This window comes from Roseateles sp. GW821-FHT09H10 (assembly GCF_059415865.1).
This window is the reverse complement of record NZ_JBWKOB010000002.1, coordinates 1,559,080-1,571,734: the sequence shown is the minus strand read 5'-3', so window position 1 is coordinate 1,571,734 and position 12,655 is coordinate 1,559,080. Positions and strand designations below refer to the sequence as shown.

10 protein-coding genes and 7 tRNA genes are annotated in these 12,655 nt (G+C 68.7%); 14 read left to right on the top strand and 3 right to left on the bottom strand.

Features of this window, described 5'->3' with window-relative positions; all coding sequences use genetic code 11:
- Positions 1-28 precede the first annotated feature (28 nt).
- The 14 genes from AC07OY_RS15450 to AC07OY_RS15385 all read left to right on the top strand — a co-directional run bounded on the left by AC07OY_RS15450 (position 29) and on the right by AC07OY_RS15385 (position 8,605).
- Positions 29-208 (top strand): hypothetical protein, encoded by a 180-nt coding sequence (locus tag AC07OY_RS15450; RefSeq protein WP_495043475.1) that lies wholly within the window; start codon positions 29-31, stop codon positions 206-208.
- A 370-nt stretch (positions 209-578) separates the two neighbouring features.
- Positions 579-655: transfer RNA gene (locus AC07OY_RS15445), tRNA-Arg, on the top strand.
- A gap of 7 nt (positions 656-662) precedes the next feature.
- Positions 663-737 (top strand) — tRNA-Glu (locus AC07OY_RS15440).
- Positions 738-842: 105 nt separating this feature from the next.
- Positions 843-919 (top strand) — tRNA-Pro (locus AC07OY_RS15435).
- Between the two features lie 7 nt (positions 920-926).
- Positions 927-1,002: transfer RNA gene (locus tag AC07OY_RS15430), tRNA-Asp, on the top strand.
- A gap of 21 nt (positions 1,003-1,023) precedes the next feature.
- Positions 1,024-1,101: transfer RNA gene (locus tag AC07OY_RS15425), tRNA-His, on the top strand.
- A gap of 11 nt (positions 1,102-1,112) precedes the next feature.
- Positions 1,113-1,197, top strand: a tRNA-Leu gene (locus AC07OY_RS15420).
- A gap of 12 nt (positions 1,198-1,209) precedes the next feature.
- Positions 1,210-1,284 (top strand) — tRNA-Gln (locus AC07OY_RS15415).
- A gap of 41 nt (positions 1,285-1,325) precedes the next feature.
- Complete coding sequence (locus tag AC07OY_RS15410) at positions 1,326-1,886, top strand: HNH endonuclease (RefSeq protein WP_495043474.1); 561 nt, start codon at positions 1,326-1,328, stop codon at positions 1,884-1,886.
- A gap of 493 nt (positions 1,887-2,379) precedes the next feature.
- Complete coding sequence (locus tag AC07OY_RS15405; protein ID WP_495043473.1) at positions 2,380-3,525, top strand: slipin family protein; 1,146 nt, start codon at positions 2,380-2,382, stop codon at positions 3,523-3,525.
- A gap of 48 nt (positions 3,526-3,573) precedes the next feature.
- Positions 3,574-4,602, top strand: coding sequence for a Clp protease/crotonase-like domain-containing protein (locus tag AC07OY_RS15400; protein ID WP_495043472.1), 1,029 nt, complete (start codon positions 3,574-3,576; stop codon positions 4,600-4,602).
- 28 nt (positions 4,603-4,630) lie between these two features.
- Complete coding sequence (locus tag AC07OY_RS15395) at positions 4,631-5,848, top strand: RtcB family protein (protein WP_495043471.1); 1,218 nt, start codon at positions 4,631-4,633, stop codon at positions 5,846-5,848.
- 356 nt (positions 5,849-6,204) lie between these two features.
- Positions 6,205-7,077, top strand: coding sequence for a Tll0287-like domain-containing protein (locus tag AC07OY_RS15390; RefSeq protein WP_495043470.1), 873 nt, complete (start codon positions 6,205-6,207; stop codon positions 7,075-7,077).
- Positions 7,078-7,090: 13 nt separating this feature from the next.
- The gene (locus tag AC07OY_RS15385; protein ID WP_495043469.1) at positions 7,091-8,605 is read left to right on the top strand and encodes a serine/threonine-protein kinase; all 1,515 of its coding nucleotides are present in this window, start codon (positions 7,091-7,093) and stop codon (positions 8,603-8,605) included.
- 7 nt (positions 8,606-8,612) lie between these two features.
- On the opposite strand, the gene AC07OY_RS15380 is transcribed toward AC07OY_RS15385, so the two are convergent.
- From AC07OY_RS15380 to AC07OY_RS15370, 3 genes are all read right to left on the bottom strand, one after another.
- Positions 8,613-10,631, bottom strand: a complete 2,019-nt coding sequence (locus tag AC07OY_RS15380; RefSeq protein ID WP_495043468.1) for a GGDEF domain-containing protein — start codon at positions 10,629-10,631, stop codon at positions 8,613-8,615.
- The gene (locus AC07OY_RS15375; protein WP_495043467.1) at positions 10,628-11,671 is read right to left on the bottom strand and encodes a GGDEF domain-containing protein; all 1,044 of its coding nucleotides are present in this window, start codon (positions 11,669-11,671) and stop codon (positions 10,628-10,630) included. The genes AC07OY_RS15380 and AC07OY_RS15375 overlap by 4 nt, the downstream gene beginning before the upstream one ends.
- Positions 11,672-11,735: 64 nt before the next feature.
- On the bottom strand, positions 11,736-12,635 hold the full coding sequence (locus tag AC07OY_RS15370) for a class I SAM-dependent methyltransferase (RefSeq protein WP_495043466.1): 900 nt from the start codon (positions 12,633-12,635) through the stop codon (positions 11,736-11,738).
- Positions 12,636-12,655: the final 20 nt, after the last annotated feature.

Here is a 12,655-nt window from a genome sequence, read left to right as displayed (position 1 = left end):
GACGACCGAACCGCTTTCGCGCCCTGCCATGAACCGCCATCTCGCCACCGTCATCGCCCCCATCGGCTCCCTGAGCCGGTGCGATGTCGTGCATATGGCCCGGGGCCAGGGATCGAAGCTGCAGGGCTTGCCCGCACCGGTCGCCTATGCACACGACTTTGGTCGTGAGACTGATGACATCAAACTATCGGGTGAAGGACCCGGCTGAAGCCGACCTTCCAAGCTCATTCGAGGCCCGGTTTCCTGCCAAGGAACCGGGCCTTTTCTCTTTCCGCTGTTCAAACGAACACAGCGCCGGGGCTGCCTCGACGCCGCTGCGCATGCGCAGCGCCCGCTCCTTAACAACTCGCACCGAGTGCCGCGCCGGCTTTGGCTCGTGCAGCACTCACAACTGGCAGGCGCCGAGGCTCGTCCTCGGCTGCCTTGCCCCATCTCGGGTGTGCCCACGCACAAGCACCGGCCGGCCCGGTGTGCATGTGCGCTCGGGCGGCCGCCTGTCGCGTGCAGCGACGCATCCCTGGCTTGCGCAGGCCAGCCGCGTCGCGTGTGGACACAGCCGAGATGGCAGTCCCTTTCTTGTCTCGTTAGCTCAATGGAATAGAGCACTGGCCTACGAAGCCAGGGGTTGGAGGTTCGAGTCCTCCACGAGGCACCACCACAACGCCCCGTTGGACTTCCGGTGAGGTCCCTGGTCCTTCAAACCAGAGAGGCGGGTTCGACTCCCGCACGGGGTACCACCCTTCAACCCGAAGCCCGTTGTCGAGCTCACGCTTCGACGGGCGCAAACCGGCCGCAACGATTGGGCGGCGTCGGAACCCGTCACCGACAACCTTTCACTTCATCCGGGTGTAGCTCAACCAGGTAGAGCACCTGCTTTGGGAGCAGGGGGTTGTACGTTCAACTCGTGCCGCTCGGACCATCCATACGTCGCCGTAGCTCAATCGGAAGAGCGCTGGTCTGTCGAACCAGAGGCAGCGGGATCGAAACCCGCCGGCGGCGCCATTTCTACTGTGTGCGCTTAGGGGTGGCCGTCACCTAGTGGTCCAAGGTTCGAGGTCGTGACCCTCGCATCACCGGTTCGAATCCGGTCGGCTACCCCCAAGCGCATCAATCCCCTCGTGGCGAAATAGGAAGACGCACCGGTCTCAGAAGCCGGGGCCGCGAGGCGTGTCCGTTCGATTCGGACCGAGGGGACCAATTCACTTCAGCCGGGGTGTAGCTCAACGGTAGAGCAGCGGCCTTTGAAGTCGCCTGTTGCAGGTTCGAGTCCTGCCACCCCTGCCATTCATCCATCCATCGTGCCCAGCCCAAGAAAGGAGGTCAGCATGCACGACGTATTGCAGTTGGACATCACCGGCCTGCCCCAGGCCTGGATCTCGGTGGAGCAGGCCGCCTGCCTGGTGGCCACCGACGCCGTCGTCTGGTCCGCCGGCGAGCAGCCGCTGGCCATGCTGCGTGGCGGCTTCAACAGCGCCACCGGCCGCCAGTCGATGCTGGAAGTGCCGCCCATCGTGGCGCTGCGCGGCTCGTCGAGGCTCAACCTCTTCGACATCACACCGACCTACGGCAAGGCCAAGCTCATCAAGCGCGACCGCTGCACCTGCGCCTACTGCGGCGAGCGTTTCGACGCCCGCGCGCTGACGGTGGACCACATCGTGCCCGCCAGCCGTGGCGGGCCTTTAAGCTGGATGAACACGGTCGCGGCCTGCCGCGCCTGCAATTCGCGCAAGGCCGACCGCACGCCGGACGAGGCCGGCATGCCGCTGCTGTTCGCGCCGTTTGTGCCGAGTCGCTTCGAGGACTTCATCCTCAAGGGCCGACACATCCGCGCCGACGTGCACGACTGGCTGGCCGCGCGCCTGCCCAAAGGATCACGCCTCAGCTGAGGCGTCAAAGAGTCTGCCGAGGAAAGCAAAGGCTCACAGGCCGGGGTTCCCAAGCCCCGCCGGTGCGCCGTGGCCAGGTCCGCCTGTTGCTGCGGCGTATGCCGCCCTGCTGGAATCGGTCGATATTGAAATGACAGGTGTCCCGCAAGGGTTGGGGTTCGAGTCCCCTCATTTCAGCCAATTGGATAGCTCAATCGGTAGAGCAACGAACTCGTAATTCGTCTGTCGTGGGTTCGACTCCCACTCCAAACCACCAACGGTCGAAAGACCACCCGCCGAACGTGCGCCCCGGCCCCTGGCCGGACCGCGCATCAGCGGCCCGCGCTTGTGCGTCGGGCAAGCGGGGCTTCGCATCCACGACCAGCCGAGAACGCCTTCAGGGAGGGGGCGTTCAACGCGCAGCGTGGCTCCGGGCCCGGGCATCCGACGTCCGCACGGGTTGCTGTAACGGCACCCTCATCCCCTCAACACGCGTCACCACAAGGAGAACACCATGACGATCAAGCGTGTGACTGTGAAGAAGAACGAGCGCGGCCTGCTGCTGCGCAATGGCGATTTCGAGCGCGTGCTGCAACCCGGCACGCACTGGCTGTTCGCCGGCCTGGACGAGCTCAAGGTCGAGCTCTTCAACATCGGTGCGCCGGCTTTCGTGCATCCGCTGGCCGACTATCTGATGGCCAAGGAGCCCGAGGCCGTCGCCGCCGAGTTCATGCGCGTCGAGCTGGGCGAGCACGAGGTCGGCCTGCGCACCGAGAACGGTGTGCTGGTCGAGCTGCTGCCGCCCGCCACGCGGCGCCTGTACTGGCGCGGCCACGTGGAGGTGCAGGTCGAGGTGCTCGACATCGGCGCGTCCGCCGAGCTGCCGGCATCCGTCGCTGCTCGCCTGGCGCAGCCGCAACTGCGGCCGCGCACGGTGACCGGTCTGGCCGGCCTGCTGCAGGTCGAGGTGCCCGAGCACGGCGCCGGCCTGCTGCGGGTCGACGGCAAGGTCGAGCGGCTGCTCGAACCTGGTGCTCACGCATTCTGGAAGTTCGGCCGCAACGTGGCCGTGGAACTGGTAGACCTGCGACTGCAGGCGCTGGAAGTGTCGGGCCAGGAAATCCTGACCCGCGACAAGGTCGCGCTGCGGCTCAACCTCTCGGCGAACTGGCGCTATGCGAGCTCTGCCGACGTGCTGCGTGCCTTTCAGGCCCTGCCGAAGCCGGCGGACCACCTCTACCGCGAGCTGCAGTTCGGCCTGCGCGCGGCGGTGGGCACCCGCACGCTGGACGAGCTGCTGGAAAACAAGTCGGTCATCGACGAAGTCCTGACCGCCCAGGTCACCGCGAAGCTGGTGGGCTACGGCCTGCAGCTGGACGGCGTGGGCGTGAAGGACATCGTGCTGCCGGGCGAGATGAAGACCATCCTCGCCCAGGTGGTGGAGGCCGGCAAGGCCGCCGAAGCCAACGTGATCCGCCGCCGCGAGGAAACCGCGGCGACGCGCTCCCTGCTCAACACGGCCAAGGTGATGGAGGACAACCCCGTCGCCCTGCGCCTGAAGGAGCTGGAAACGCTGGAACGCGTGGCCGAGCGCATCGACAAGATCTCCGTGTTTGGAGGTCTGGACCAGGTGCTCAACGGGCTGGTGAAGCTCCGCTGAGCGCCGCCCTGCCAGGAGACCGGCAGGGCTTCAACCCATTCAAACATCATGAAGAACGAAACCCTGCCGGCCTTGGAGGTGCCGGTCAAGCAACCTCCCGTGCTGTTCAGCCAGACCCAGTCGCTGATCCAGCGCCTGGCAACGAAGCTGGGCGGCCCGCTCGTCAGCTACTGGAACGGCCCGCGCGGCTCGGTCTGCTCCAACGACGTGGTGGCGCTGTACCACGTGCTCGAACGCCTGGGCCAGCAAGACACCATCTACGTCTTCCTGAAGTCGGATGGCGGCAGCGGCCAGACCTCGCTGCGACTCGTCAACCTGCTGCGCCAGCACTGCCAGCGCCTCATCGCGCTGGTGCCGCTGGAGTGCGCCTCGGCCGCCACCATGGTGGCCCTGGGCTGTGACGGCATCCAGATGGGACCGACGGCCTACCTGACCGCCGTGGACACGTCGCTCAACCACGCACTCTCGCCCGTGGATCGCGACAACGACCGCGTCAGCGTCAGCCAGAACGAGCTGCAGCGCGTCATCCGCCTGTGGCGCGACGAGCAGGGTGCCGACCAGGCGCCACCCGAGAACGCCTACAAGTCGCTGTTCCAGTACGTGCACCCGCTCGTCATCGGCGCGGTGGACCGGGCCGAGTCGCTGTCCTTGATGCTGTGCCGCGAGCTGCTCGCGTATCACATCGACGATGCGGCCAAGGCCGAGGCCATCTCGACGGCGCTGAACGGCAACTACCCGTCGCACAGCTACCCCATCCTGCTGGACGAGGCGGTCAAGATCGGCCTGCGCGCCGAGCGCATGCCGGCCGACGTGAACGCCTTGCTGCTGCAGCTCAATGCCTGCTACAGCGAGATGGGCCAGAAGGCGACGACCGACTTCGACGAGGTGCACGCGCACAGCAACGAGATCTGCAATATCTGGGAGGCCAACGGCGCCCAGGTCTACTACCAACAGGACAAGGACTGGTTCTACCGCGCCGAGGAGAGGCGCTGGATCACCCTGAACGACAACAGCGGCTGGCGCCGCATCGAGCGTGTGGGCAGGCGCATCAAGCGCGGCGCCCTGCATGTGGCTTGATGCAAGCCTGACGCGCAAGGAAACAACCATGGAATCCCAACACATCCACGAGGACGTCCCCGGCGGCGTGCCGCTGAAGATGTGGACGCAGGGCGTGCCCGTCGAGCAGTCGGCCATGCGCCAGCTGCAGAACGCGGCCCGCCTGCCCATCGTCTTCAAGCACATTGCCGCCATGCCGGACGTGCACTTCGGCATCGGCGCCACCGTCGGCTCGGTCATCCCCACCGTGAAGGCCATCATCCCGGCCGCGGTCGGTGTGGACATCGGCTGCGGCATGATGGCCTGCAAGACCACGCTGACGGCGGAGGACCTGCCGGACAACCTGGCGCCGCTGCGCGCGGCCATCGAGCGCGCCGTGCCCCACGGCCGCAAGCCGGGCAACCGCGACCCCGGCGCCTGGCAGAAGGCGCCCGGCTCGGTCAACACGGCCTGGGCGCAACTGGAGCCCGAGTTCACCGAGCTCTGCCGCGACTACCCCAAGCTGGCCAAGACCAACCACATCCAGCACCTGGGCACGCTGGGCAGCGGCAACCACTTCATCGAGGTCTGCCTGGATGAAGCCGGCGCCGTCTGGTTCATGCTGCACTCGGGCTCGCGCGGCGTGGGCAACTTCATCGGCACGATGTTCATCGAGCTGGCCAAGCAGGACGCGCTGCGCCACCAGGCGAATCTGCCGGACCGCGACCTGGCCTACTTCGAGGAGGGCAGCCGCTACTTCGGCGACTACGTGCGCTCGGTCGGCTGGGCGCAGAAGTTCGCGGCGCTGAACCGCGAGCTGATGATGAAGCGCGTCATCGAGGCGGCCAAGACCGTCATCCGCAAGAACTTCCAGAGCCATGTCGAGGCGGTGAACTGCCACCACAACTATGTGCAGAAGGAGGTCCACTTCGGCCAGCAGGTATATCTGACCCGCAAGGGCGCCGTGAGCGCCAAGGCGGGCCAGCTGGGCATCATCCCGGGAAGCATGGGCGCGCGCAGCTATATCGTGCGCGGCAAGGGCAACACCGACAGCTTCGAGAGCTGCTCCCACGGCGCCGGCCGTGTCATGAGCCGGGGCGACGCCAAGCGCCACTTCACGCTGGCCGACCATCGTGCCGCCACCGAAGGCGTCGAATGCCGCAAGGACAAGGATGTCATCGACGAGACGCCCGCGGCCTACAAGGACATCGACGCCGTCATGGCGGCCCAGCGCGAGCTGGTCGACGTGGTGCACACCCTCAAGCAAGTCGTCTGCGTGAAGGGTTGAAGCCCCTCGTCCAGCCGCACGCCGCTGAACGCGGTGGGTCTGACCGGTCCCCCGAGGGGACGACGATGCTTGCGGCATCGAGCCGCAAGCACATCGCCCTAGCGGGCCTGCTCGGCGAGGTGGAGTCGGACACAAGCAGTCCCTGCGGACTGCTTGTGCCTACGGAACGCCATGGGCCTCTGGCCCATGGCAGGCCCAGCGCTCGGCCCGAATGCACTTAGAAGTCCCACCAGGGCGCCCGATTTCGGTCGGGCGCCCTTTTCTTTTGTGGATTTGCACCGGGAACCGGGAGCAAGCACGAAGCCACTCAGCCACATGGGCGCACTACCATTGCCGCCCTCGGGGAAAAATTCACCATGAAACTGCTCGCCAAATTCAATCTGGTCTATTTGCTCGTCATGAGCCTGGGTATTGCGCTGAGCGGCTACATCGCGCGCAACCTGCTGCAGAACAACGCCCAGCAGGAGGTCGTCGAGAGCGCGCGCATGCTGATGGAGAAGGCACTGGCCGTGCGCGCCTACACCAACACCCAGGTCAAGCCCCTGCTGGCCTCGCAGATGGCGCATGAGTTCCTGCCCCAGACGGTGCCCAGCTACGCCGCCACCGAGGTGCTGAACACGCTGCTGTCCAAGCACCCCGAGTTCGCCTACAAGGAAGCGACGCTGAACCCCACCAACCCGCGCGACCGCGCGACGAGCTGGGAAGTCGACATCGTCGGCCAGTTCCGTTCCTCGGCGGATCTGAAGGAAACCGTCGGCACCCGCGACACCCCCGCCGGCCCGTCCCTCTACATCGCCCGCCCGCTGCGCATCACCGACCCCGCCTGCCTGGCCTGCCACAGCAGCGTCGAGGCCGCGCCCGCCACCATGGTCGCCAAGTACGGCCCGGCCAACGGCTTCGGCTGGAACCTCAACGAGGTCATCGGCGCGCAGGTCGTTTCGGTGCCCCTGGGCGTGCCGCTGCAGCGTGCCGACCAGACCTTCAAGGTCTTCATCACCTCGCTGGTCGGCGTCTTCGTCGCCGTCGGCATCGTGCTGAACATCATGGTGTGGATGCTGGTCGTGCGCCCCGTCACCAAGCTCTCGGCGCTGGCCGATCGCGTCAGCCAGGGTGACCTGGAGGCGCCCGAGTTCGCCACCGGCGGCAAGGACGAGATCGCCACCCTGTCCGATTCCTTCTCCCGCATGCGCGCCAGCGTCGTGCAGGCCATGAAGCTGCTGGATTCCTGAGTCATTTCACCGCATGAGCGACAAGAAGCACCCGACGCAGCTCGGCAAGTACCGCATCACCGAGGTCCTCGGTGAAGGCGCGATGGGCGTCGTCTACAAGGGCTTCGACCCCGACATCCAGCGCACCGTCGCGCTGAAGACCATCCGCACCCAGCTCGACGCCGACGACGACAGCCCCGGTGCGCCGGCCTCGCGCTTTCGCAACGAGGCCCAGGCCGCCGGCCGTCTGCATCACCCGGGCATCGTCGCCGTCTACGACTTCGGCCGCGCCGAGAACGTCGCCTATATCGCGATGGAGTTCGTCGAAGGGCGGTCGCTGGCCAGCTATCTCAGCGCCAAGGTGCGCTTCACCGACACCGACATCCCCGGCATCATGAGCCAACTGCTCGATGCGCTGGGCCATGCCCACGAGAAGGGCGTCTGGCATCGCGACATCAAGCCGGCCAACATCATCATGACGACGGCGGGCCGGCTCAAGGTGGCCGACTTCGGCATCGCCCGCATCGAGAGCAACAACCTCACCCAGACCCACTACATGGTGGGCACGCCCAGCCACATGGCGCCCGAGCAGTTCCTCGGCAAACCCATGGACAGGCGCGTGGACATCTACGGCGCCGGCGTCGTGCTCTACCAGCTCCTCACCGGCCGAGCGCCCTTCGCCGGCACGACCGAGGCGCTGATGTACAAGGTCGTCAACGACATGCCGCAGCCGCCGTCGACGGTCGAGGGCGTCGAGCGCCCCGGCTGGTTCGACGCCATCATCGCCCGGGCCCTGTCCAAGCGGCCCGACGACCGCTTCGCCAGCGCCGAGGAGTTCAAGCAGGCGCTGACCGACGGCATCGGCCAGGTCATCGACGACTCGTCCTGGGAGAAGACGGTCATGCTGGCGCCGGCGCGCGCCAAGCCCGTGCAGCCCCTGGCCACGCCCACCCTTGCGCCGTCATCGCTGTCCGGCGCCTCCCTGCCGGGCACGGCCGGCTCGGTCGGGTCGGTCGGCTCGGCGGGAACCGCCAGCGCTCCCACGCCCTCGCATTGGGACAAGGCCCAGCTCAGCCAAGCCGAGCTGACCCTGGCCAAGCATGTCGGCCCGCTGGCCAGCGTGCTCGTGCGCCGCGCGGCGCGCGAGTGCCACGACATCAACGAGCTCTACAACAAGCTGGCCGAGCAGGTCACCGATCCGCGCGCCCGCGACGCCTTCCTCGGCCAGGCCAGCCTGGTCACCGGCGGCCACCACCACCGCACGGCGAGCGGCGGCACGGCGGGTTCACCTTCTGCCGGCGGCTCCAGGGGCGCGACGGCGGGTTCGGCGGGCAGCGGCACGATGATCGGCGGCCCGCTGAACGAGGCCGTCATGGACAAGGCTGTGCCGCTGCTCGCCCAGCATGTCGGCCCCATCGCCAAGGTGCTGATCAAGCGCGCCGCCAACGGCACGGACAGCCGCGCGGTGTTCTTCAACCGGCTGGCGGAAGCCGTCAGCGACCCCGCCGCACGCGAGAAGCTGCTGAAGGAACTGGCCCGGCTGGTCTGATCCCCGGCTACGCCGTGCGCGCCGGCGAGTCCGGCCCCGGCACGACAGCCAGCACGGCATCACCTGCGTCCGCCGCATCGGCCAGGGCCGTGCGCAGGCGCTCGCTGCGCCCGGCATCGCGGAGCGCCTCCTGCGCCAGCTCCAGCACCAGCGTGGCGCGGTTGCGGCCCGCCTGCTTGGCGAGATAGAGGGCCTGGTCGGCCAGCTGCATGGCTTCCTGCCAGGTCTGGCCGCCGTGCGCCGGCCACGCGCAGGCGCCGGCCGAGGCCGTCACGCGCAGCGGCGTGCCATCGGGCAGCAGCACTGCCTCGTCGCCGAGCCGCGCCAGGGCGCGAGCGACGGGACCGTGCAAGGCTTGCGCGTCGCAGGCCGGCAGCAGCAGCAGGAACTCCTCGCCGCCCCAGCGCACCAGCGCGTCGCTGCCGCGCAGACCGGCCTGCAGCCGCCGGGCGACGGCCTGCAGCACCGCGTCGCCCGCGGCATGGCCATGGCGGTCGTTGACGCGCTTGAAGTGATCCACATCCAGCAGCACCAGGCCCGTCGAGCCGGACGGCCCGGCCGCCAACCGCTGCTCCGCATGGCGGCGGTTGAAGGCACCCGTCAGCGCATCGCGGCTGGCCTGCTCGTCGAGCTGGGCATTGGCTGCCTGCAGCCGGCGGTTGCGGCTGCGCACACGCACGAGGCCGCGGGCGATGAGCACGCCGGCCAGCACCAGCCCCAGGGCCGCCACGGCCCAAAGTCGCTGCTGCAGCCGCTGCGTGGCAGCCTCGGCCTCGCTGCGCTGCTGCTGCACCTGCAGCCGCTCGATCTCGAGGCTGCGGCGGTCGGCGTCGAAGCGGCTCTGCTGCTCCTGGGAGGCCGCATCGTGCTCGCGCTGGGCGACCTGTTCCAGCAGCAGCAGTTGCTCGCGCAGCGCCGTGATGGCCTCGCCATGCCGGCCGGCGACCTCATAGGCGATGGAGAGCTGCTCCAGCAGGTCGCTGGTCTCCAGCGGCAACCCCGCGGCACGCACCGTGGCGACGCCTTCGCGCGCAAGGGCGATGCCGGCCTCGGCCTGGCCCAGGTGCACCATCGCCACGCCGCGGTTGACCCGGGTGAAGGCCACCATGACGGGGTCGTCCAGCCGGCGCGCCAGCTTCTCGCCCTCCAGCGCATGGGCGTAGGCCTTGCCGTGGGTGGCGGGATCGCCGTTGTAGTAGTGGGCGAGGTTGTTCAGCGCCGTCAGCTCGATCTCGGCGTCCTTGATGCTGCGCGCCAGCGTCAGCCCCTCCTGCAGCGCCGCGAACACGCGCGGCCGGTCGCGCACCGAGGAATAGGCATAGCTCTGGTCGATGAGCAGGCCGACGACGTAGTAGGGGTTGCCGATGGCCCGGGCGCGAACCATGGCCTCGTCCAGGTTGCCCAGGGCGGCGCGGAAATCGCGGCGCAGCATGTTGATGCTGGCGAGGCGGTTGTAGCTGCGCAGCTGGTCCATGGAAGTGCCGCCATCGGTCGCCAGCCGCGCCGCCTCCAGGGCGGCCGCCAGCGCGGCGGCGGCATCGCCCATGCGCTCCAGCGCCCGCGCATGGGCCAGGGCGACATTGAAACGATCGCGAAACGACACGGCCGGAGGCTGGGCCGCCAACTGGGCCTGCGCTTCACGGATATGCGCCACGTTCTGCTCGATCAGGGCCTGGTCCAGCGCGGCCAGCACCAGCTCGGTCGCGCAGGGCTTGCAGCCTTCACGCGTCACCATGGCCTGCAGCGCGGCCAGCGCCTCGCGCCTGGCCTGGGCATCCGGCACGGCCGCGGCCTGTGCCGCCACGGCGGCCTGGTAGTGCTGGCGCAATACCAGCGGCGCGGTGTCGGCAAGCGGCCCGGCGTCACGCAGGCGCTGCAGCGCATCCTGCGCACGGCCGACACCCCGCTGTGCGAAATCGTCCAGCACGGCCTGCACGGCGGCCGTGCGTTCGGCTTCATTCGCGCCGGCTGCTGCCGACACGAACAGCAAGGCAGCCAGCCCGAGCCGCAAGCCGCCTCGCCTCATGGGCTGGCTCCGGGCCCCTGGACCTGCGCCCAGGAGGGCGCTTCGCCAGGCCCCTTCAGCTGCGCCTGCATCGCACGGTTGCGCCCCTCGGCCTTGGCGCGGTACAGGCCCGCGTCGGCATGCTCCAGGGCTTCGGCCCAGGTCTGACCCGGCCACACCGGCCAGCAGACGAGTCCCGCTGACACCGTCACGGCCAGGGGCTGCGGCAGGCTCGCGTCGAAAGGCCGGCCGGCCACACGGGCCAACAACCGCTCGGCGAAGGCATGCGCGCCGGCACCTTGGGTAGCGGGCGTCAGCAGCAGCAGGAACTCCTCGCCGCCCCAGCGCGCGACCAGGTCGCCATCGCGCACGAGATCGCCCAGGCGCCGGGCCAGCTCCTGCAGCACCGCATCCCCCGCCGCGTGGCCATGGCTGTCGTTGATCCGCTTGAAGTGGTCCACGTCCAGCAGCAACAGCAGGGCGCCGTCGGCGGGCGGCTCGGCCTGCAGGCCGTCCAGCACCTGCTGCGCATGGCGGCGGTTGAACAGTTGGGTCAGCGGGTCGCGCGCCGTGCGCTCCTGCAACTCGGCGCGGTCGCTGCGCAGCGACCGCAGGCGACGGCGCGACAGCAGCAGCCATTGCGCGAGCACCGCGCAGGCCAGCAGCGCTGCCGCGACGACGGCCACGGTCAGGCGCTGCGCGGCGACCTGGGTGCCGCGCTCGGCCTCGCGACGCTCGTTGTCCAGCTTGAGCCTCTCCAGCTGCTGACTCTGTCTTTCACTGGCGAAGCGCTCGCGCTGGACCGCGGCCGCGCGCTCGCGTTCCGCACGCCGCACCTCGTCCGTCCGCTGCGCCAGCTCGCGCAGCAGACGCAGGGCCTGCTGGCTTTGGCCGGCCTGCTCCAGCAGGGCCGCGCGCTGCGCCAGTTCGCGCAAGGCGGCGGCATCGGGGTCTGCAGGCACCACGCGCTGGGGCTCGGCCTGTACCGCCAGGGCCATGCACAGTGCGGCCCCTGCGGCGCAATGGCGGGCGATGGACTGCACGGGGCGTCGCGGCGGCATGCGGAGATTCTGCATGGCGGCATCACCCTGCAGCCCGCCGAACTGCGTCCGCTCGTGACGCTTTTCAGGCCCGCGGCATGGCGAAGGCGAGCACCTTCAAGGCGCGGTCTTCCGAGATGTCCGCAAACACCGCCGGGTTCGCCACACGCCCGATGAACTCGAGCTCCGGCGCGTTCTCGGCCACTGCATCGCGCAGGAAGTCCAGGCCCAGCTCCGGCGCATTCAGGCACAGCAGCGCGCGCCCACCCGGCGCCAGCAGCGCAGGCAGTCGCTTCGCCAGCCGCGCATAGTCCTTGGTCGCGACAAAGCTGCCCTTCTGGAAGCTGGGCGGATCGCAGATGACGAGGTCATAGGGGCCACCGCGCGTCAGCTTGCCCCAGGAATTGAAGATGTCATGGGCGAGGAACCTGGCGCCGGCCTTCACGCCATTGAGTTCATGATTGCTGCGCCCCGTGGCCAGGGCGCCTGACGCCATGTCCACATTGACCACCTCGACCGCGCCGGCCTGCAGGGCCACGACGGAGAAGGCGCAGGTGTAGGCAAACAGATTGAGCACCTTGGCGCCGGGCTGAACCTGCTCCCTCACCCAGCGCCGGCCTTCCGCCATGTCCAGGAACAGGCCGTGGTTCTGGCCGCGCAGCAGGTGCACGACATAGCGCGCGCCGGCTTCGGTGACGACATGGGGTTCGGGCACGACGCCTGCCATCAGCCGCGTCTCGGCGCCTTGGCCACGACATTGGTAGACCCAGCAGACGCCCGGCCAGCGCGCGGCAATCGCCGCGGCGAGCGTGGCGAGTTCGTCTTCCACCAAGGGCTTGAAGCTGGTCAGCAGCAGCACCGGCGGATAGATGTCGAGCGCGAGATGCTCGCAGCCAGGGTGCAGGCCACCGCGGCCGTGGAAGAGGCGCTGGGCGTCCGTGGGAAGGGTGGCCATCGTGGCAATGGCGTCGAGCAAGGCTTGCATGGGGCGGCATTCTCGAGGCC